Annotated in this window: 19 protein-coding genes; 13 read left to right on the top strand and 6 right to left on the bottom strand. The window is 39.1% G+C overall.

The window, feature by feature from the left end; translation table 11 throughout:
- Nucleotides 1–37 precede the first annotated feature (37 nt).
- From K8L98_RS12975 to K8L98_RS12960, 4 genes are all read left to right on the top strand, one after another.
- A complete protein-coding gene (locus K8L98_RS12975) occupies nt 38–1,021 on the top strand; it encodes a glycosyltransferase family protein (protein ID WP_223435271.1) in 984 nt (327 codons plus the stop codon).
- A gap of 11 nt (nt 1,022–1,032) precedes the next feature.
- Nucleotides 1,033–2,055, top strand: a complete 1,023-nt coding sequence (locus tag K8L98_RS12970; RefSeq protein ID WP_223435269.1) for a glycosyltransferase — start codon at nt 1,033–1,035, stop codon at nt 2,053–2,055.
- A 13-nt stretch (nt 2,056–2,068) separates the two neighbouring features.
- Complete coding sequence (locus K8L98_RS12965; RefSeq protein ID WP_223435268.1) at nt 2,069–2,761, top strand: acyltransferase; 693 nt, start codon at nt 2,069–2,071, stop codon at nt 2,759–2,761.
- Nucleotides 2,762–3,213: 452 nt separating this feature from the next.
- Nucleotides 3,214–4,296, top strand: coding sequence for a glycosyltransferase (locus K8L98_RS12960; protein WP_223435266.1), 1,083 nt, complete (start codon nt 3,214–3,216; stop codon nt 4,294–4,296).
- A 33-nt stretch (nt 4,297–4,329) separates the two neighbouring features.
- Here K8L98_RS12960 and K8L98_RS12955 read toward each other — a convergent pair whose 3' ends face one another.
- From K8L98_RS12955 to pxpB, 4 genes are read right to left on the bottom strand one after another with little or no spacing between them, the layout of a single operon-like run.
- Nucleotides 4,330–5,520 (bottom strand): NRAMP family divalent metal transporter, encoded by a 1,191-nt coding sequence (locus tag K8L98_RS12955; RefSeq protein WP_223435265.1) that lies wholly within the window; start codon nt 5,518–5,520, stop codon nt 4,330–4,332.
- Between the two features lie 21 nt (nt 5,521–5,541).
- Complete coding sequence (locus K8L98_RS12950) at nt 5,542–6,312, bottom strand: LamB/YcsF family protein (protein WP_223435264.1); 771 nt, start codon at nt 6,310–6,312, stop codon at nt 5,542–5,544.
- A gap of 13 nt (nt 6,313–6,325) precedes the next feature.
- Nucleotides 6,326–7,321 carry a 5-oxoprolinase subunit C family protein gene (locus K8L98_RS12945; protein WP_275976707.1) on the bottom strand — a complete coding sequence of 332 codons (996 nt, stop codon included), beginning with the start codon at nt 7,319–7,321 and terminating at the stop codon, nt 6,326–6,328.
- Between the two features lies 1 nt (nt 7,322).
- Nucleotides 7,323–8,024: a 5-oxoprolinase subunit PxpB gene (gene pxpB / locus K8L98_RS12940; protein ID WP_223435263.1), complete on the bottom strand. Its 702-nt coding sequence runs from the start codon at nt 8,022–8,024 to the stop codon at nt 7,323–7,325.
- Between the two features lie 486 nt (nt 8,025–8,510).
- On the opposite strand from pxpB, the gene K8L98_RS12935 reads away from it, so the two are divergent.
- Complete coding sequence (locus K8L98_RS12935; RefSeq protein ID WP_223435262.1) at nt 8,511–10,433, top strand: endonuclease MutS2; 1,923 nt, start codon at nt 8,511–8,513, stop codon at nt 10,431–10,433.
- A gap of 402 nt (nt 10,434–10,835) precedes the next feature.
- Here the strand turns inward: K8L98_RS12935 and K8L98_RS12930 are convergent, their stop codons facing one another.
- On the bottom strand, nt 10,836–11,465 hold the full coding sequence (locus tag K8L98_RS12930) for a homoserine/threonine efflux transporter (protein ID WP_223435260.1): 630 nt from the start codon (nt 11,463–11,465) through the stop codon (nt 10,836–10,838).
- Nucleotides 11,466–11,674: 209 nt separating this feature from the next.
- Between K8L98_RS12930 and K8L98_RS12925 the strand changes: the two genes are divergently transcribed.
- The 3 genes from K8L98_RS12925 to K8L98_RS12915 all read left to right on the top strand — a co-directional run bounded on the left by K8L98_RS12925 (nt 11,675) and on the right by K8L98_RS12915 (nt 13,954).
- Complete coding sequence (locus K8L98_RS12925) at nt 11,675–12,502, top strand: TrmB family transcriptional regulator (protein ID WP_223435258.1); 828 nt, start codon at nt 11,675–11,677, stop codon at nt 12,500–12,502.
- 240 nt (nt 12,503–12,742) lie between these two features.
- Entirely contained in the window at nt 12,743–13,291 is a 549-nt protein-coding gene (locus K8L98_RS12920) for a dihydrofolate reductase family protein (RefSeq protein ID WP_223435257.1), read from the top strand.
- Between the two features lie 75 nt (nt 13,292–13,366).
- The gene (locus K8L98_RS12915) at nt 13,367–13,954 is read left to right on the top strand and encodes an NAD(P)H-dependent oxidoreductase (RefSeq protein WP_223435256.1); all 588 of its coding nucleotides are present in this window, start codon (nt 13,367–13,369) and stop codon (nt 13,952–13,954) included.
- A 249-nt stretch (nt 13,955–14,203) separates the two neighbouring features.
- Here the strand turns inward: K8L98_RS12915 and K8L98_RS12910 are convergent, their stop codons facing one another.
- Nucleotides 14,204–15,742, bottom strand: coding sequence for an MDR family MFS transporter (locus tag K8L98_RS12910; RefSeq protein WP_223435254.1), 1,539 nt, complete (start codon nt 15,740–15,742; stop codon nt 14,204–14,206).
- Between the two features lie 557 nt (nt 15,743–16,299).
- Between K8L98_RS12910 and K8L98_RS12905 the strand changes: the two genes are divergently transcribed.
- The 5 genes from K8L98_RS12905 to K8L98_RS12885 all read left to right on the top strand — a co-directional run bounded on the left by K8L98_RS12905 (nt 16,300) and on the right by K8L98_RS12885 (nt 21,823).
- Complete coding sequence (locus K8L98_RS12905; RefSeq protein WP_223443392.1) at nt 16,300–16,947, top strand: pentapeptide repeat-containing protein; 648 nt, start codon at nt 16,300–16,302, stop codon at nt 16,945–16,947.
- 361 nt (nt 16,948–17,308) lie between these two features.
- Nucleotides 17,309–19,291 carry a WD40 repeat domain-containing protein gene (locus tag K8L98_RS12900; RefSeq protein WP_223435252.1) on the top strand — a complete coding sequence of 661 codons (1,983 nt, stop codon included), beginning with the start codon at nt 17,309–17,311 and terminating at the stop codon, nt 19,289–19,291.
- A gap of 171 nt (nt 19,292–19,462) precedes the next feature.
- Entirely contained in the window at nt 19,463–19,717 is a 255-nt protein-coding gene (locus K8L98_RS12895; RefSeq protein ID WP_223435250.1) for a hypothetical protein, read from the top strand.
- 25 nt (nt 19,718–19,742) lie between these two features.
- Nucleotides 19,743–20,759 carry an NAD-dependent epimerase/dehydratase family protein gene (locus K8L98_RS12890; RefSeq protein ID WP_223435248.1) on the top strand — a complete coding sequence of 339 codons (1,017 nt, stop codon included), beginning with the start codon at nt 19,743–19,745 and terminating at the stop codon, nt 20,757–20,759.
- Nucleotides 20,759–21,823, top strand: coding sequence for a dihydrodipicolinate synthase family protein (locus K8L98_RS12885; RefSeq protein WP_223435247.1), 1,065 nt, complete (start codon nt 20,759–20,761; stop codon nt 21,821–21,823). The genes K8L98_RS12890 and K8L98_RS12885 overlap by 1 nt, the downstream gene beginning before the upstream one ends.

Below are 21,823 nucleotides of genomic sequence, written 5' to 3'. Positions count from 1 at the left end.
AAGAACTGAATAATATAACCGCGAAGGAGTGTTGCAGATGAAGATTATCCATTGCCCAACTGAAATAGCCGGACAGATGGGTACACTTTGTAATGAACTGAAAAAGAAGGGGTATGACGCGTCAGGTTTTAATTGGTTTCACAGCTATATTAAATACAACTATAATCATGTAGTGAATACTGATTTATTTGAATTGAAAAATGTCATTTCTACGATTGTCCCGCATGGAGATATCCTGCATTTTCATAACGGAAATACCTTTTTAACAGGAAATTATGATCTTCCTTTAATAGCTGAAACGGGGAAAAAACTCGTTATGCATCATTGGGGCTCAGATGTCCGAACTGTAAAAAATGTGAAGGAACTAAATCCTTATCCGCTTCCGCCAGGCTATCATACGGATGAGCAAATCCATGAAAATTTATTATTTTCTTCAAAATATATTAAATCAGCCATCGTACAGGATGCTGAAATGGCAAACCATGTTAAAGATTACTATGAATATGTTTATATACTCCCGCTTGCATGCAGCATCAGTAATTTTACGCCTGACTATCCAGGGAAAAATGAAGTCCCGGTCATTATCCATGCCCCAACTAACCGGGAATTTAAAGGTTCCGAGCAAATTGAAGCAGCGATAGAGAAAATAAAAGATACAAACAGCTTTACTTATCAAGTTGTTGAGAAAAAAAGCCATAAAGAAGCACTTGCCATGTACAGCAGCTCCGATATTATAATTGATCAAATTTTATGCGGATCTTACGGAATGCTTAGTGTAGAGGCGATGGCAATGGGAAAAGTCGTTGTCGCATATATAAGAGATGATGTAAAGAAAAACTTTCCTAAAGACCTGCCGATTGTCATTGCTTCACCTGATAACCTTGCGGAAGTATTAAATGATTTGCTGAAAGACAAAAAAAGAATGTCTGAAATAGGCAAGGCAGGCAGAAGGTATGTTGAGAAATATCATGCCAGTGAAGTTGTCGCAGATTACTTAATCAAGATTTACGATAAACTTTAGGAGTGAACGGCATGCTTGATAAAAATACAAAGATTATCCACGCACCAATTGAGGTTGCAGGTCAGGTCGGATTAATCAGCGAGCAGCTGAGAAAATTAGGATACCAATCAAATGCTTATAATTTTTTTATAAATTATTTAAATTATAAAAACAATTACAATACAGATGCGTTTGAATTAGTAGCTATTTTTCAGCTTTCGCTTGATTACTACGACATCTTCCATTTTCACAATAGCTTAACGTTTATGGAACAATTCAAAGATTTGGAGATGATAAAAAAAGCGGGAAAAAAAATCATTATGCATCACAGAGGGAATGATGTGAGATCTTTTTCAGCTGCCCGTAAAGGGGAAAATTATGAGAACCCTTATGTCAATACCAAAAGCTCTTTAAGCGATGATGTCATTCATTCAAATTTGAGTTATTTTTCAGAAATAGCAGATGCTGCGATTGTTCAGGATTTTGAGCTGTACAATTATGTGAAAGATTATTATCATGCGAAACAGAAAAAAGTGTACATTCTCCCAAGATTAATTGAAACAGGTAAATATACGCCTGTATATCCTGAAGGCAATAAAAAGCCATTAATTGTTCATGCTCCGACTCTCCCTGAATTTAAAGGAACAAAAATCATTGAAGAGACGATTGATAAATTAAAGGATAAGATAACATTTGACTACATTCGAGTAGAAAACATGAGTCATGAAGAAGCGACTGCCATCTATAAAAAAGCAGATATCGTCATTGACCAAATTTTATGCGGGGCGTACGGAAATCTCAGCGTTGAAGCCATGGCTCTTGGAAAGCCGGTAGTCTGCTACGTTCGCCCTGACGTGCAGGCAAGTCTGCCAAGTTGTCTTCCGATCGTATCAGCAAACCCGGATACCCTATACAAAGTGCTGAAGATATTGCTGGAAGACACTGATATACAAAAGGAGCTTGGTATTGCAGGCAGAAAATACGTAGAAGAATATCATGAGGCCTCTGTTGTTATGGAGTATTTGCTGAATATTTATAAAGAAGTATTATCTTAAAGGGAGGGGCAGCATGATCCATTCTTCTGCAAAAATAGGCAATAATGTCGTTTTGGGTGAGCATGTAGTAATTGAAGAAAACGTTGAAATTGGGGACGATGCGGAAATCGGCCACCATGTCATTATTAAAAAAGATACAAAAATCGGGAACCGTGTGCAGGTGGGTGATTTATCCGTACTTGGAAAAACGACTTCCAAGAATAAAAAAATGGCCCGTAAACCAGGAGCAGCTCTCACTCCATTAGTTATTGAAGATGATGTGCGAATTGGCTGCAGTACTGTATTGTATCGTAATCTGCTTTTGAAACAGGGTGCTTTTGTAGGCGACTTAACAAGTATTCGTGAAAAAGTGGAAGTAGGGGAAGACTCGATCATCGGAAGAAATGTCATTGTCGAAACAAACACGATCATAGGCAGAAGGGTGACAGTTCAGACTGGATGTTATGTAACGGCTGATATGATCATTGAGGATGAGGTATTTATTGGTCCATGCGTTTCGACGTCAAATGATAAATACATGGGTGCAGGTAATTATCAATATCAGGGTCCTATAATCAAAAGAGGGGCAAAAATAGGCAATAATGCTACACTTCTCCCTGGCATTACGATTTATGAGGATGCAATTATCGGTGCTGGAGCTGTAGTGACAAAAGATGTTGCTGCACAAAGGACTGCAGTTGGAAATCCTGCGAGAATAATAAAATAAGAGAAAGCCCCTGATCACAGAACAGGGGCTTTTTGCCTATCAAAGAATTTGGCAGATATCCCGAATAAGCAAGCCTGTACAAGCTTAAATTGGAATTCATGCCTGGTTATAAGTTTCTCCACTGCTTCCTGTATATATTTCGTGCCTTTTATGAAGGACGAGAACTAGCCAATTCAATAATTCAGTTATTGTTGATTCAGCAGCAGAAGACACAATTTCTCTTCAGCTTTTTGGTCTGGCGACAGCCGCCGCTTTAATTGGCTGAGGAGCAAGGTGCAGCTTTAACAATTGTTCGAATTGAATAAGTCAGGTTTAAGAGATTCATGTTGAATCATGAGTCTCTTTTTTTATGCTTTCTGCTGAGAGCTAGGTAATGGTACAAACAAAGTGAAAGAAAGATTAATACACTATTAGGAATTTATTAAAATATTGGTGGATAAAGGAGTCAGAAAATGGTATCAATCAGCTTATGTATGATCGTAAAAAATGAAGAAGCTGTTCTGGCCAGATGCCTTGATTGTGTGAAGGATATTGTGGATGAAATCAATATTGTCGATACAGGCTCAACGGACAGAACCATAGAAATTGCCAATGAGTATACTGACCGAATTTTTCATCATGAATGGTCGGGATTTGCACCTGCGAGGAATGAATCGTTTAAACATGCAACAAAGGAATATATCTTGTATTTGGATGCAGATGATATTCTTTTGGAAGAAGACCAAAAGAAATTAAAGGACCTTAAAGAAACTCTTGATCCTTCAGTCGATTCTGTATCCATGTTTTATAATGCAGGAACAGATGAGTTTGGAAACGTTACGCTGCGCTACAGAAGAAACCGTTTGGTAAAAACGTCCAAGAACTATAGGTGGGAGGGAGACGTTCACAATTATTTAAATGTGTCTGGTAAGATTATTAATTCCGATATTTCTATTACTCACAAGAAAATTGGCCATTCAGTGGGAAGGAACTTAACTATCTATCAAATGAAAATCGACAGAGGAGATGTCTTTGGCGCGAGGGACTATTTCTACTACGGCAATGAATTAAGAGAAAATGGCCATTATGAACAAGCAATTGAGGCCTATACCAAAAATATTGAAATGAAAGAAGGGTGGATTGAAGATAAGGTATATGCATGTATTAACAGAGGGGATTGCTATCGGTTTTTAGGGGATCTGAACAATGAACTGAAATCTTTATTTCAATCCTTTGTTTTCTCAAAAACACCCAGAGCAGAAACGTGCAGCCGAATCGGCTATAACTTTCAGAGAAAAAAAGAGTTTCAATCAGCTATTTACTGGTATACATTGGCAACTCAGCTCGTGCCGGATGAAAACCGCTGGAGCTTCAGCTATCCTGCTTATTATACATGGTATCCTCATCTTCAGATGTGTGTATGCTACGACAGGCTTGGTGAGACGGAAAAAGCCTTCTACCATAACGAAGAGGCAGGAAAATATCGTCCCGATGATCCATCCATTCTCAGCAATAAAGCTTATTTTGAAAAAAAACTTGGGCCATCTAATAAATAAAAAGAAGCCGGTGCAGTCCGGCTTCTTTCGTTTTTATTCAAATAATTTCGGAATTCCATTAATAAGGGAATATCCTCCCATAATTGCCATGGCTATGACGATCAATATCCCAAAAATAGTTAACCATATTGGATGCTTATAATCACCGACAATTTTCTTTTTATGCGCAGCAATCAGCATAACTCCAAGGGCGACAGGTAAAATTAATCCGTTGAGTGATCCTACCAGAATAAGGATTTTAACAGGTTCCCCAATTACAGCAAATAAAAAGGTGGAGACTGCAATAAATCCGACAATAAACCATTTATGATATTTCTCAATCATTGGGTTGAAGGTTCGTATGAATGAAACAGATGTATAAGCTGCACCTACTACAGACGTTACCGCAGCTGCCCACATTATGACTCCAAACATTTTGTAGCCTGCATTTCCCGCAGCATGTTTAAAAACAGAAGCAGGAGGATTAGCAGGATCTAAAGCTAATCCTTGAGCGACTATTCCTAAAGCAGCCAAGAATAAGAATATACGCATGATGGATGCAATGCCAATTGCGGAGATGGAGCTTTTCGTAACTTGAGGCAGGGCTGCTTGTCCTTTAATGCCAGCTTCAAGCAATCGGTGTCCTCCTGCAAATGTGATATATCCTCCAACAGTTCCCCCTACAAGGGTGACAATCGCGAGATAATCAATCGTGTCAGGCATACCCGTTTTTATAACTGCTTCAGCAAAAGGCGGCTGGGCTGAAACCATGACGTAAACAGTTAGAGCGATCATGACAAAACCCATAACTTGTGCAAAACGGTCCATCACTTTACCGGCTTCTTTTACAAGAAATATCCCAATTGCGACGATGCCGCTTAGGATGGCTCCTGTTTGAGAAGACATCCCGAACATTACATTTGTGCCTAGACCAGCTCCCCCGATATTTCCAATATTAAATGCAAGTCCTCCAAGTACGATTAAGATAGAAATAAAATACCCAAGACCAGGGAGGACAGCATTCGCTATATCCTGTGCTGGTTTCTCAGCCACTGCAATGATGCGCCATATATTCAGCTGTGCACCAATATCAATAAGGACAGACATTAAAATCACAAACCCGAAACTTGCAGCCAGGACCTGTGTGAAATGAGTGGTTTGTGTTAAAAAACCAGGGCCGATGGCAGAAGTTGCCATCAAAAATGCAGCTCCAAGCAGCAGGCTGAAGTTTGATTGTTTTTTCATGGTGATTCCTCCTGAAGGTTTTTAAGCAAGAACCATGCTCGCTTTTTTAATGCTGATTCCTGCATGCTGCAGGGCATCGGATATGTATTTTGCAAATTGAAGGGCATGTGGACCATCTCCGTGTATGCAAATAGTATCTGCTTTAATGGAAAGATTCTTTCCTGAAAGCGAAGTGACTTCCCCATCTTTCACCATTCGAATCACTTGTGCTACTGCCGTTTCGTGATCCTCAATCAAAGCACGGCGGTCTCTTCTTGAGGTTAACGTTCCATTATCCTGATAAGTTCTATCAGAAAAGACTTCACTTGCGGTTTTTAAACCTAATTTCTCTCCAGCTTTAATTAACTCGCTGCCGGCAAGACCAAAGAGAATCAGCCTGGAATCGACATTATAGACCGCCTCAGCAATGGCTTCTGAAATTTGTCTGCTTATTGAAGCTATATTATAAAGGGCACCATGGGGTTTCACATGCTGGAGAGAGCCTCCTTCAGATGAAGCGAAGCCAGATAATGCTCCAATTTGATAGACAACCAGGTCATATACTTCTCTTGGTGTGAGGTCAATATTTCTTCTTCCAAACCCGGATAAATCATTAAAACCAGGATGGACCCCGATTCCAACGCCCTTATCAATTGCAAGTTTAACTGTATTTCTCATGGTTGAGGGGTCACCGGCATGAAAGCCGCAGGCAATATTAGCCGAAGAAACGTAATTCAATATTTCTTCGTCATTTCCCATTTTATAAGCGCCAAAGCTTTCTCCCATATCACAGTTTAAATCAACTTTATGCATCTTAATCATCTCCTTAACTCGTTTTTAGGAGCAGCCCCTGTTTTAAGTGCTTCAACCTTCTTTCTCTATCAATCAGCAGCTTTTGAGCTTCGTCGAGCGATACTTCCTTAAATTGAACAACTTCTCCAGGTTTGAATTGAGAAAGGTAGGGCAAATCGACAGATGCTACCTGTGCGATCTTCGGATACCCTCCCGTTGTTTGCCTGTCAGCAAGCAGAATAATCGGGTTCCCGTCCGCAGGAACTTGAATAGTTCCAAAGGTGACAGCTTCTGAAATCATTTCTGCTTTGATTTCTAATGAAAGCTTGGGGCCTTCCATCCGGTAGCCCATGCGGTCAGATTGAGGCGTGATTTTAAACGGTTCAGAAAAGATCATGGATTTGCTTTTCTCTGTAAAGTCATCAAATTGTCTACCTTTAATAACACGTACGCTTTCATCCGCTCTTAAGAAAGGAATAAATTCCGGCGATGCAAACCATTCTATTTCCGAATAAGACGAGGAGTCAAAAAAACGTTCAAATAATCTGCTGGACTGCTCAGACATCTTTCCAAATGATAGTCTGTCCCCACTTTCGATGGCTCTGCCTTCATATCCGCCAATCCCTGCTCTTAAATAGGTTGATTTGCTTCCCATCACCTCAGGGACATCAAATCCGCCAGCGGCTGCAAGATATGCCCTGCAGCCTTTCTTAGCTCCTCCAAATGTAAGAAGACTGCCTTTTTTCACAAATAACGGCCGCCACATTTTTGCGGGACGGTCATTCAGAACGGGTGATAAATCTCCGCCGCAAATAGAGATCAGAGAATCTGCCTGAAATTCAAAATGGGCTCCCAGCATCGTCATTTCAACTGTTGCCTCGTTCTCAGAATTTCCTACTAGCATGTTGGCGATTCTGTGGGAGAGGATATCCATCGCACCGCTTGCGATTACACCATACTTTTGGGACCCATATCTGCCAAGATCTTGAATAGATGTCAGAAGTCCTGATTTTTTGACTTTTATCGTCATATCATTTTCTCCTTTCAAGAAATTGATCATATGAGATCGGTTTGAATTGAATAACATCCCCGGCTTTTAATAGACTGGGAGATTTACTTTCAGGCTGAAACAGTTTTAAAGGCGTTTGTCCAATTAATTGCCAGCCGCCTGGTGTCTCAATCGGATAGATCCCTGTCTGGCTTCCTGCAATTCCTACTGAGCCAGCGGGTATCTTTAATCTCGGTGAACTTCTTCTTGGTGCTGCAATTTTATCAGACATTCCGCCAATGTAAGGAAAACCGGGAGCAAAGCCAATCATATACACTAAATATTCACTTGCTGAATGAATGCCTATCACTTCTTCAGCAGATAACTTGTTATGTTCTGCTACAAATTCCAGATCCGGACCGAGCTCTCCGCCATAGCAAACTGGGATTTCAATTGTTCTTCCAAACTTCGATTGTGTTTTATCCAAGGTTTTCAATGTTTCTGTTATGTATTCTGAAACAATCTGATAGGGAAGGGAATGCTTGTTGACCCTGACTGTTTTTATAGGATCATAAATAAGCGTGACTGTTGTGAACGCAGGAATGCATTCAATCACCCAATCTGGCGAATGATGATCAAAATAGGAGAAAACATGCTGAACGTTTTCATGAATATTCATTTCAATTGTCTTTCCAAGTTCGATAATTATTGCGGCATCACCTAAGGGACTCAGGGTAAACTCCATTTCAGCACCTCCTAAAATTGATGTATAAACATGAATATGCTATTCATAATTGATGTAGTTCATCTTATAATAAGAGCGCTCAGAATTCAAATAAGACTATTTATAAATTGGGTTTGACAAGAAAAGGAAAGTAAAGTAAATTTGAGGTAAGCTTTTTATCAATCTCCATACAATCATCCTTAAAAAGGGGTTTTGTTCTATGTTAGGTGTCGTTCTTAACTAATCCGTAATTTCATACGGTCATCTCTGTGCCAGCGTGCAAAATATGATTTTTGTCTCGCTTATTTAACTATGCACAGATAGATGAGTTAAGAACAAATCATAGCATATGAGAGGTGCCTGCTCAGCTGTGTTTTTATGCACAGTTTTTTATTTGTCCAAAAAAGGATGAGGGCAGTATGGAGAAAAAGCGCTCTATAAACCATTTCAGCCGCAATGAACATTTGTTCACTGCGGCTTTTTTTCGTTACTAAGGAGGATATTCAAATGAACGACAATACTTTTAACATTTTAGATTACTCTACTATAAAAGAAACAATCAGCTCTTATGCAATGACAGATTCAGGCAAGCAGCGTGTTTTAGCCATAATGCCGCTTAATCATGTAAAGCAAATACAGGCACTTTTATCCGAGACAGACGAAGCAAAAGCAATTTTAGAGAAAAGTTCCAGTGTTCCTATTTCAGGACTTGAGGGCATTGAAGCCATCATAAAGCAGTTCAATAAAGGTGTTGCTTTAAGACCGCATCACTTTTCCCAGCTCCTGTCATTTATAGAAGATGGGTTAAAAATGAAACGTTTCATGAAAGATAAAGAAATGCTTGCACCTCGTGTTTCTTCGTATGTATTTGGGATTGAAGAGCTTCCGGAGATCGCTGCTGAAATCACCAGATGCATACGCAATGGAAGAGTTGACGACATGGCGAATAAAGAACTGTCAAAAGTAAGAAAGCAATTGGCGATTGCAAATGAACGTTTGAAAGAAAAACTGAATTCCATCATTAAGTCTTCAAAGTATAAGAGCTATCTGCAGGATGCAATTATAAGTGAACGCGGCGGCCGCTTTTGTGTTTCTGTTAAAAAAGAATATAAAGGAAAAATCAAAGGAGCTGTTCTTGATGCATCAGCCTCAGGTTCAACACTTTATGTTGAACCTGAAGATGCAGCTGCCATTCAGGATCAGATCAATCTTTTAGTTTCACAGGAAGAGATGGAGACGGAAAAGATTTTGAGCTATTTAACAGGCTTGGCAGAGTCGCATGAAAAACAGCTTCTTCAATCAATAGAAGTGATGGTGCACTACGATGTCTTATTTGCAAAAGCAAAATACAGCCGCGTCATTGGAGGATCCGCACCGGCTGTTCATAATCAAAAAATGATCCATCTTAAAAATGCCAAGCATCCGCTCTTAGGCAGCAAAGCCGTTCCTCTGACATTGGAAATCGGGAAGGATTTTCAGGCTCTCGTCATTACCGGTCCAAATACAGGCGGAAAAACAGTGGTTTTAAAAACGGTAGGTTTACTTGTTCTGATGGCGCAATCAGGTTTTCATATACCTGCTGATAAGGAAAGTTATATCGGCATCTATCAGCAGATTTTGCTGGATATAGGCGATGGTCAAAGCATTGAACAAAACTTGAGCACGTTTAGTTCTCACATGACGAATATTATTTCAATCTTAAAGAAAACAAATGAATACAGCCTTGTTTTGCTCGACGAATTAGGTTCAGGAACAGATCCGGGTGAAGGAATGGGGCTTGCAAGTGTCATCCTTGAGAAAATTCATCAAAAAGGCGCCACCTTGCTTGCCACCACACATTACAGTGAAATAAAGGATTTTGCTGAAAGTGAAGAAGGATTCATAAACGGATCGATGGATTTTGATTTAGAGACTCTCCAGCCCACATATAAGCTGAAGATAGGCGAAGGCGGAGAGAGTCAGGCATTTTCAATCGCACTGCGCTTAGGAATGCATCCCGAATTAATTGAAAAAGCCCATGCTATCACTTACAAAGAGTCAAAAAAGTATGGAAAAGATCAATATGATTTATTTGAAAAAAAGGAACTGGATAAACAAATCTCCATTAATCGCTACAAGACGAAACAGTCAAAAGGAATAGAGGCGGAGGAGGTTCAGACTTTTATAAAAGGAGATAACGTGCTTATAAAAGCAACAAATGAGCATGCTATCGTTTATACTGGTCCAGATAAAGGCGGAAATTACACGGTTTTTGTGAAAGGGACAAAACGAACCGTTAATCATAAACGAATTCAGCTTCATATTTCCGCTAAAGACCTTTATCCCGAGGATTACGATTTTGACATCATTTTCGAATCAGCCGAAAATCGAAAAAAAGCAGCGCAAATGAATAAAAGACATTCTGATGTAGTCATTGACCGAGATGTATAGAAAAGCGAAAGCGCCCTATTAGTTCAAGTATTACAATAGCGGGATCCTTACTTTTTACGGATGCTTTGGCCTGGAGCTGGAAGATGGCGCTAGACAACAATGCTTCAGAAATTTTAATTTCATAAAAAAGAGAAGGACATTATTGTCTAACGGGTTCAGTTCAGAGGTGTAAAACAATAAAACGCACATTAAAAAGCACACCATGTAGCAATATAATTGGTGTGTTTTTTAATGTTAAAATGAAGTGGTGATTTGAATGGCTGTGATAAAAATGGAAATATCAGATATTCCATTAAACGTCAGTAAGAAGGATGTTAGTTGCGCTTTAAGTATTAAAACTAATAGAAAGAAAAATCCGTTCAATTTTTGAACGGAGAAAATCAAATTATGTATCTATATAAATTAAATTCCTGTTTTGATGCCAAAACCTACTAAAATTACGCCAGTTGATTTTTGGAAAGCCTTCTGAAACTTTGAGTTTTTCAGCCATTTTTTTGCGTAATCAATTAGATAAACAAGGATTAGGAACCAGCCTACAGCGAGTAAGGTAAGGATTAAAGCTAATACAATCAATTGCTGATTCACATTTTCGTTCAAGTTGATAAATTGAGGCATTATTGTTATATAAACCAAAACTGTCTTAGGATTAAGAATGTTACTAAGCAACGCTTGCATTAAGGAATCTTTATTATGTCTGTTTGCAGGCTTTGCAGGTGTATTTGCCTGTTCTTGAATTTCCTCTAAAGAAAATATGCTTTTAGCAAAAAAACTTTTTATTCCTAAATAAATTAAGTATGCGGCTCCCAAATATTTGATTGTACTGAAAAGTATCACAGACTTTGCAATGACAACGGATAATCCAAGAATAGCAATAAGTGTCCAGAAAGAAAGCCCCATTGCCATTCCTAGAACTGTATAACGCCCGGCTTTTGGACCATAGCTAAGTGTGTTTTTCACAAGCAGCATAGTATCTGCTCCTGGAATAATAACCATCATTGCAGCAATTGATATGTAAGTTAGCAGGCTGTCCATACTATTTTTCCCTCCAAAGGATTATTATTTATATACTACTTATATAATTTTAGTTAAATAACATTTTTAGTTTTCATCATTAAAATCTAAATAGTGACTACCTTAGTGACTACCTATAATAATAGTATCAGATGATCTTGGAAAAAATCAACAGATTTTGCTAATATATTTGTTACAATGATAGCGACTAAGTTTAAGTTGGAGGATACATGAAAGAAAACATTTTAGATACATTAAAAAATCTGAATTTTACCGAATATGAAGCAAAAGCATATCTTACCTTATTGGAAGCATCGCCGTTAACAGGTTATGCAGTAGCAAAAAATTCCGGTGTACCACGTTCAAAAATATATGAAGTTCTGGACAGTCTCACAATAAGAGGAGATATTTTGGTTAGTCCAGGAAACACACCGCAATATACTCCAGTTCCAGCAAAGGAGCTAATTAAAAACCGTCGAATGAAAGCAGATGAACATTTTGAACAGGCAGAAATACTTTTAGAGAAATTCGAACATTCCGCAAATGACCGTGAAAATATCTGGAATATCACGGGGCGCAGTGAAATACTAGATAAGGTAAAAGCTTGTATTATATCTGCTAAAAATAGAATTCTATTAGAAATTTGGAAGGAGGATTTCAAAGAATTGGAGCCTGAACTAAAACAGGCGGCAATTAGAGGAGTCAGTGTAACCATAATCGCTTATGGGGAAATCATATCTGATTTCGCAAATGTTTATCTCCATGATATGAGTGATGAAATTACTGAAGAGTATGGTGGACGCTGGCTTGTAATTAGCGGAGATGATTCAGAAGTTGTAGCAGGTATTGTATCGCTTGGGAAGGATAGCCGCGCAGCATGGACAATGCATGTAGGTTTAGTCATGCCTATTACAGAAGTTATGATTCATGATTTATATCTCATGGAAATCATGAAAAAACATAGAGAAATTTTGGAAGAAAGCTTTGGAAAAAACCTCATCAATTTACGTCATAAATTTGCTATCCACCCGGATTATAAAAAACATTACGTGAAATAGATTGGGACTTTTCGTGAATTTTATACAGGATATTATGAAAATAGAAGCGGGCATTACTTCATAGCAAGTAATGCTTTTCTTATTTTATTAACGAGTCATGTAATCGAAAAAGGCTTATTGAGATTATCGGATAAAATAGCGAAATGAGAATAATATTATTGCAATTAAAGGGAATGAAAGGAAATGAAAGAATATTATAGAAGTAATTACTAAATTCATCGAAAGGTGGCATGCAGCTGGATGGTTTTAATTTATCATGTTGCAGTTTCATTAGACAACTTTATTGCAGATCAAGGTATGTTAGATGGGAATATTAATAAATCTCTCTTTTTATTTGATGGCGATCATGTTCCGGACTTTTTAACTGATATTCAGCAATATGATTCGGTTTTGATGGGTGGAAAAACATATGAGTTTGGATTTCAATTTGGTGCTAAACCTGGTGAACCTGGGTATAAGGGCTTAAAACATTACATATTTTCAAACTCCATGCACTTTGAATCAAATGATGAAGTCGAACTTGTGAAAGGAGATGCTTTAGAATTTATCGAGAATCTCAAACAGCAGGGCAGTGGTAAGATTTGGCTGTGCGGAGGCGGGGAATTAGCAGGGTCATTGCTGAAAAATAAACTCATTGATCAATTAGTGCTCAAGGTTAACCCTATTATAGTAGGTGATGGAATTCCTCTATTCGGAAATGTTAAATCGGATTTGAAATTAGAGTTAGTGGATATGAAACAATATTCTAACGGGGTCATTAAACCAACTTACAATATTATTTATGATTAGGTCATTATTAATTAAACTTGTTGCAAGCCGGGTAATTTATATTTTCTGAATCAAAACTAAATGGGGGATTGTCTAATGAAACATCTTGTTGTCTATGCACATCCGCATCCCGACAGCTTTAATCATGCAATATTAGAAACGGCTGTTAATGCTTTAGAAGCCAAAGGTCATGAGGTTGTTGTGAGAGATTTGTATGCATTGGATTTTCAGCCTGTTCTGAAACCGCAGGATACGGCTGCTATGAAATCTGGTGATATCCCTGATGATATTAGAACAGAACAAAAATTCATTACGCAAGCAGATATTATCACATTTATATATCCAATTTGGTGGACTGGTCTTCCAGCTATTATTAAGGGTTATGTAGATCGAGTATTTTCCTATGGCTATGCCTATGCATATGGAGAAGAAGGAATTATTCAATTACTCAAAGGGAAGAAAGGTCTAATTATTAATACTCATGGTACTCCTAAAGAGATATATGACCAAATGGGAATGACCGCAGGTTTGAAAATCACATCAGATATTGGGATATTTGATTTTACAGGGATTGAACCATTAGAGCATTTATTATTTGGAAATGTCTCTGAAACCCTTGAAGAAGCAGTGCGGAAGGATATCCTAAGGCAAATTGAAGAGACAATCAATTCTCTTTTTAAGTAGGGGAAGTATACACAGCAACGGCTGACTGTTCTAAAATACGGACAGTCTTTTTTTTGTAAAAATTGATCTAATAGAATGAACGGCTTAGTAAATTGGAGTCAGGAAATGACTTAGTTGAATTTTATGTTTCAATTAAATTGTAATCCTAAACAAACAATAGAAACCTGTTGAATTCAACAGGTTTCTTAACTTAATTTTGTCGTTTTGGAGGTAAAGCAATCATGACTATTTTCTTGCCATTACCCCAGCTTAATTTTCTCTCCTAGCCTGTTGATGTTCTATAGATGAATCCAATCTTTCCCTGCTCATCATCATCGCTACAATAAACGCCAGAGCTGTAGGAATGAGCGCCCACATAAACGTTTGTGTGATGGAATTGGAGAGAGCAGTCGTAATCTTGTTTAAGACATCTGGCGGGATAGCAGCCCGAGCTTCAGGAGCAAGCAGGACACGTGGATCTGCAACCGCTGGATTATTGGACATTTGTCCGTGATCTTGTCCCATGCCTGCAAAAATATCATTCAGTTTAGTAGAAAATTCGTTTCGCTGGATAATCCCGAAAACGGTAATTCCAAGTGTCATGCCCAAAGAGCGTATAAAAGAGACAGTAGAATTAACAGAGCCTCGCTGTGACGGATCAAAATGATGAATAGCCGCGTTGGTTAAGACAGAGAAGGTAGCCCCGATTCCAAGCCCTGTAAGTATCATATAAATAGTAACCAATAAACGTCCGGTATCTGGTTTTAATGTTGTTAACAGGAACATGCCTGCAGTAAAAATCACACTAAAGACAATCATAATCTTACGGTAGCTCCATTTATTCATTAGAAACCCGCCGGCTGTAGCCGAGACGACAGAACCCAGCATCATAGGGAGCAGAACGAGCCCCGAGTTTGTCGCAGTCCCGCCAAGCACACCTTGAATGTATATGGGTATGTATACGGAAGCTGTAATGAATGCCATACCGCTCAATAAGCCTAAAAGATTGCTTGTAGTAAACAGTCGAACCTTGAACATAGGGAATGAAATAATAGGATCTGTTACGTTTCTTTCAATAATGATAAAAGCAACAAACAATACAGCAAAAATTGTAAACAAACCTATGATCATTCCAGAATTCCATTCATATGTATGACCGCCGAGCTCTAACGCAAACATCAAACTGATCACAGCTCCAACTAAAGTCGCGGCGCCCCACCAGTCAATTTTTTGTTTTGAGTGGACAGGTGATTCTTTATAGAAGAATACGATAAACACAAAAGCTAGAAGACCCAATGGAATATTCACGTAAAACACCCATTGCCAGTTTATATAGTCTGTAATATACGCACCCAGCAACGGTCCAAAGATACTTGATAAACCAAACACAGCTCCAAATAATCCGCCCAGTTTTCCGCGCTGCTCAACTGGAACGGTATCAAACATGATCGTAAAAGCGATTGGAATAAGTGCACCGCCTCCGATTCCCTGAATCGCACGATAGATGCTCAGTTGGGTGATGCTTTCGGCAGTGCCGCACAGAATCGATCCTATCAAAAAGACAATTAGACCGAATATAAAAAACTTCTTACGTCCAAACATATCTGACAGTTTACCGAAAATCGGCATTCCCGCCATTTCAGCCACCATATAGGCGGAAGTAACCCATACAAACTTATCGAGCCCTCCAAGCTCTCCGACAATGGTCCCCATAGCTGTAGCGACAATAGTGTTGTCCATAGACGCCATCAAAATCGCCAGTAAGAGACCTGCCAATACAATCTTCAAATTACCTTGTTTTGCTTTCATGTTTCTTAATTCCTCTCTATTAATTCGAATTTCCAGTATTCAATGTATCATAAGTGGCGCAGATGTAATAATTTTTATTAAATAATTCAGCAAAACAGCCGACCAAAATTATGCATGGTATACCTTCTATAAATATAGTCAAATGTATTATGAATTCAGTAAAAAACACCATTTAATACACCTAATGCTTATTTATATTCCCAGAGCATTTTGTATTTTTGTTAAAGTTCAGGCATAACATCACCTTTATTATGATATGCCTGAACTCTTTTCAAATATAAAGGGGCTGGCTGTATTGTACAGAAGTAAAAATACATCTTTTGCTTATCTTGTTGCTCATATTATTTGAAGTAAACACTATCCGGCGGATATGGTGGAAATGAGGAGGCAAACAACTTGTTGAGGCAAATAAGCGGAGAAAAAATAGTTTAAGTCAGTTCGAAGACATAATTCCATAAAAAATTAAAGGCTTATAAATTCTATCCTCTTTATGCTAGAGTACATACGAGTTCATTTCCTATTTATCCGAATAACTTATTGAAGGGTGTTTTTGTATGATGACAAAAAGTTTTAAAATTGAACTTCCAAAAATTCCGCCAGACCTAAAAAGAGCAAATTTTCAAGACATTTATTACGAAGAAGATCCATATTTAGCAAACAGCATTATTACTGACACTGCCATTGATAATGAGGAACTTGATAAATTAGTCCTGTCCAAAGTCACTTTTAAAAATGTAAGATTCATAAATGCTTCATTTAGCAGGATTGATATGACGGATGTGCTTTTTGAAAACTGTGACCTATCTAATGCTAGATTTAGTGAAGGAATTATACATAGAGTAACTTTTAAAGACTGTAAATTAATAGGCTTAAATCTTACAGAAGCCAGTCTGGGAAACGTTTCTTTTGAAAATTGCATTGTCAATATGAGTGACTTTGCAGATGCTCGTTTAAAACAGGTGATATTTGATAATTCATCTTTGCAGAGTGTTAACTATTATGAATGTAAATTTAACAAGGTTAAGTTTAATCGATGCGATATTGACGGCGCTGATTTTACCCAGACTAAACTTAAAGGAATTGATATTAGTACATGTACTTTTGATCGGATCAATGTGGATATAGGAAATTTGGAAGGTTGTGTAGTTTCTCCTGAACAGGCAATTGGATTTGCAGCGTTGTTAGGGTTAAAGGTTAAAAGTTAAAATCTTAATGAATTAAGGGGTGGATTCAGTTTCATTTTTGTTCTTGGATTATCGTGCGCGATTGTTAAGAACGCTTAGATTTAAACAACTTAATTGTTATGTGCATTGCATTGTTTTACATCCATAATTAAACAACTTAAATTTAACCCCGTTCTAAAATGAAGCTCAAGCTGAAGTTAAACCAGCTTGAGCTTTTTTACAGAGTTTTCCAGTTGAACAAAACAGGACTATTATTATTTTACAGAACTTTCTGAAAATATTATTGATATCTCTATTTTTTTATTGTAAAATTTTTTGTGAACCAGTTATAACCCACGAATGATCATCTGTGTTTAAAATTATAAAATGGAGGTAGTATGAAGTGAAAAGTGGGTATTTTAAAATGTTTCTTCTTTTAACTCTGATTTTTGTAATTGCGTTCCCGAAAACGGGATCTGCTTCTCAGCCTGGTACGGTAGAGAAGCTTGGAACCATGCATCATTCAATCGGAATTCTCAGTGCCGTTTTTGGAAAAGGACCGAATGGAGAGCAGGCAATGTATGCAGTATCAAGCGGCAGTCCTGCAGTGCTGAATGTAATCAATGTAGATTCAGGCGAGAAAATATCTTCTCATAAGCTTGTAGGAGCCGCACAAGGATGGGGATCTGTTATTGCTCCTGACGGCAGGGTTTATGTAGCCGGCAGCGCAAATCTTTATCGCTACTCCCCGGAAACGGACACTGTTGAAAATCTGGGACGGGCCGTATCGACCGAATCGACTTTATGGCGTTTAAAGTCCGATAGTGAAGGGAGAATTTACGGAGGATCATTTCCAAATGGAAAGCTATACATGTATGATCCAGAAAAAGACCAGTTCACAGATTTCGGTCCCATGGCAGAAGGGGAACAATATTTGAGAAGTCATGATCTCTATAAAGATAAAGTCTATATCGGTATGGGGTCTCGTGCAAAGCTGATTGAGTTTACACCTAAAACAGGAGAAAAGAAAGAAATTTTGCTTCCTGAAGGCTATAAGCATGAAAAGTATGTGTATGACCTAGACATTCGAAAGCATTTCCTATTTGCCAGAGTAACTGATTCAAGTACTCTGCTGGTCTATGATTTGAAGAAAAAAGAATGGATAAATGAAATTACAGGGGTAAAAGGGGGAGAAGTCTCACCTGCCGGGCCGAAAAACAAAATTTATTTTAATAAAGACAACGAACTGCATGCTTATGATCTTAAAAAGCACCTTCTTGAACCGACAGGTTTTAAAGATACATGGAGCGCAAAAGGCTATGGTTGGGCAGATATAGATGATAAGAATTTTGAAGGACCAGACTTGGTCAGCTCGCTTTTCAACGGCCGCTTTTGGGTTTACAACCCTAAAACGGGAGCCTCTAAGTTTATGGAAACTCAAATGGAGGGACAGCCAATACCGCTTCAATCTATTGGGCTTGGACCTGATGGGAATATTTACACCAGCGGGTACTTAAGCGGCGGTTTTGCGCGCTACTCTCCTGCAGAAAACAAGATTACAAGTTTCTCAGGATTCGGACAGGCTGAGAATATGATTTCAACTGATAAATACCTGTATTTAGGGGTTTATTCCGGCGGTTATATTTACAGATATGATCCTGATCTTCCTTATGAACATGACCCTTCCAATGCAGATGCAGCAATAAATCCGAAACGGCTGTTTACTCTTAAACCCCACGGCCAGGATCGACCGTTTGGCTTCGCAGAAGGAGACGGAAAGGTGTTCATCGGCACAGTGCCAGACTATGGACAGCTTGGAGGCGCCCTTACTATCCTCGATGAAGCAAATGATCATTACGAAGTCTTTCGGAATGTTGTCAACAGCCAGAGTGTGATTTCTCTGCAGTACAAAAATAACCTTGTTTATGGAGGAACTTCTGTATCCGGGGGACTTGGTGTCGTTCCTTCTGAAAAGGAAGCGAAGCTGTTTATTTTTGATCCCTCATCAAATCAAAAAATTTACGAAGGTACACCGTTGCCTGGAGAAAAGGCGATCGGCGCCCTTGCGTTTGATAAGGATGGGTTTCTATGGGGAATGAGCCCGGGGAAAATCTTTAAATTTGACCCGAAAACTAAAGAAGTCCTTTTAACAAAAGAACTGTTCCCATATAGTTGGGAAGGAGTCGGCCACTATTGGCGGGGGGCATTCCTGAGTGCTAATGCGGACGGTAAGTTCTACGGAACTTCGCTTGGAAAACTGTTCTCCTTTGATCCTGTTTCACTGGAAATGAAGATTCTTGATTCAGACGCTTCTTTATTCACGATGGATAAAAATGGGGACCTCTATTTTGCCAGAGGGACCGATTTATACAGGTATAATCGTTAACAGATAAATGGCCCCTGTGGTTAAATCAGGGGCCAACTTCGAGGTAAATTAACTAATTTTTCAGAATAATATTGAAATAGACCGATAGATTCGTTACTATTAAATGAACCAGATATAGACTAGAAGCATAAGGAGGGGTTTTAGAGGATGAAAACCTGATATGTTTTCTCAATGGTTCACATCAAGGATTTCTATTACCGCCAAGCACTATCAAAAATGGGAGAGGGCTGGTTCACAACGAAATACGGCAACTGCCTAAAAGGTGCAATTGCCGGCGGCGATTTAAATATGAGGGACATCTTAGAGGTTATCAGGAAATCAGGCTACTCAAGGTATTTGTCTATCGAATTTGAAGGGCTGGAAGATTGCAGGTACGGAAAAAAAACAAGCTTAGGAAACGTGAAAAAAATCCTTCAGGAAATATAAATTAACTATGTCGGGAGTGAAACAAATGCTTACAAATGAAAAAGTAGAGGAAATGATGACATCCCCTTCAAAAGAACTGATTGCGGAGATGAAAATGCTTGACGGCGATCTTCTCATCCTCGGCATCGGAGGAAAGATGGGGCCTACTCTGGCAAAACTTGCTAAGCGGGCCATTGATGAAGCCGGAGTTTCAAAGCGGGTCATTGGAGTATCTCGTTTTTCTTCAGGAAATTTGAGAGAAGAGCTTGAAGCCTGCGGGATTGAAACGATTATAGCAGATCTGCTGAATGATGAGGATCTTCAAAAGCTGCCTCAGGCAGAAAACGTGATTTATATGGCAGGCAATAAGTTCGGTACACAGGGCAATGAGCATTTTACATGGGCAATGAATGCCTATTTGCCTGGGAGAGTTGCAGAAAAGTATCAAAAGAGCCGCATCGTTGTTTTTTCAACCGGAAATGTGTATCCGCTCACATCGGTTGTACAGGGCGAATGTACGGAAGATTATCCTGTCAATCCAGTAGGGGAGTACGCTCAGTCCTGTCTTGGAAGAGAACGCATCATGACCTATTTTTCCCATAAAAATCGAACACCGGCCCTTCTTTTCAGGCTGAATTATGCAATTGACATGAAATATGGCGTACTCCTTGAACTTGGAAAGTGTGTTTATGAAGGCAGGCCGGTTGATGTTACGATGGGGCATGTTAATGTCATTTGGCAGGGAGATGCGAATGAATATGCTCTAAGGTCTATTTCTCTGTGCAGCTCACCTCCAAAAATCCTGAATATAACTGGCCCTGAAAAGATATCTGTGCGTTGGATTTCTGAGCAGTTTGCTTCACGTTTCAACAAAAAAGCAAGTTTTACGGGAGAAGAGCAGTCAACAGCGTTATTAAACAATGCGTCACACTCTCATCAGCTTTTCGGATATCCTAAAGTCTCACTGATGCAGATGATTGATTGGACAGCCGAGTGGATTGAAGCGAAAGGGGAAACACACAACAAGCCGACCCACTTTCAGGAAAGGCAGGGAGCTTATTAATGCTTAAACATGAAATGAAAGAGCTGTTATATGAGGGCACTGTCATACCGGCTCATCCTCTTGCCCTCAATGCGGACAGAACACTTGATGAAGATAGCCAGCGGGCATTAACCCGCTATTATATGGATGCCGGGGCAGGCGGAATAGCTGTCGGGGTACATACTACCCAATTTGAAATCCGCAACCAGGAATTTAATCTTTATGAAAAAGTTCTTGCGATGGCAGCTGAAGAAGCGGAAATGAAGACGGGTTCTACGCCTTTTATTAAAGTTGCAGGAATAGCAGGGCCCACTCAACAGTCAATCAGGGAGGCAAAATTTGCAGCAGGCACAGGCTTTGATCTTGGGCTCGTAAGTATGGGAGGCTTAACAGATCTTACAGAAGAGCAGCATTTAAATAGAATAAAAGAAATTGCAGAGCACATCCCGGTCTTTGGTTTTTATCTGCAGCCTGCAGTAGGAGGAAGGGTGTTCAGCTATGATTTTTGGAGGGAGTTTGCTGACATTGAAAACGTCCATGCGATTAAGATGGCTCCATTTAACAGGTATCAGACCCTTGATGTAGCCAGAGCAGTCTGTCATTCGTCCCGTGCCGATCAAATCGCTTTATATACAGGAAACGACGATAACATTGTGATTGACCTTTTGACAACATTTTCGTTCAATGTAAATGGCTCGATTGTTGAAAAGCAGATTGCAGGCGGACTTCTCGGACAATGGTCCATCTGGACAAAGATTGCCGTTGAACTGTTCGGAAGAATCAAGGAAGCAAGAAAAACAGCAAGCATTCCGTCTGAATTGCTTCTCCTGAATCAGCAGGTAACGGATGCAAATGCAGCTGTTTTTGATGCAGCCAATGGGTTTAAGGGCTGTATAGCTGGCATTAATGAAGTTCTCTCCCGGCAGGGTCTTCTTAAAGGGCGCTGGTGCCTTCTTCCGGATGAAGAGCTGAGTCCGGGGCAGGGAGAAGAAATTACGAGGGTATACCGTGATTATCCTCAACTGAACGATGATGCATTTGTTGCTGGACATCTTGAAAAATGGAAAGCTATTGGAAGTATGTGA

It is taken from the genome of Metabacillus dongyingensis, assembly GCF_019933155.2.
GTDB lineage: Bacteria > Bacillota > Bacilli > Bacillales > Bacillaceae > Bacillus_P > Bacillus_P dongyingensis.
The sequence above is the reverse complement of the archived record's forward strand: the minus strand, read 5'-3'. Positions and strand labels throughout refer to the sequence as shown.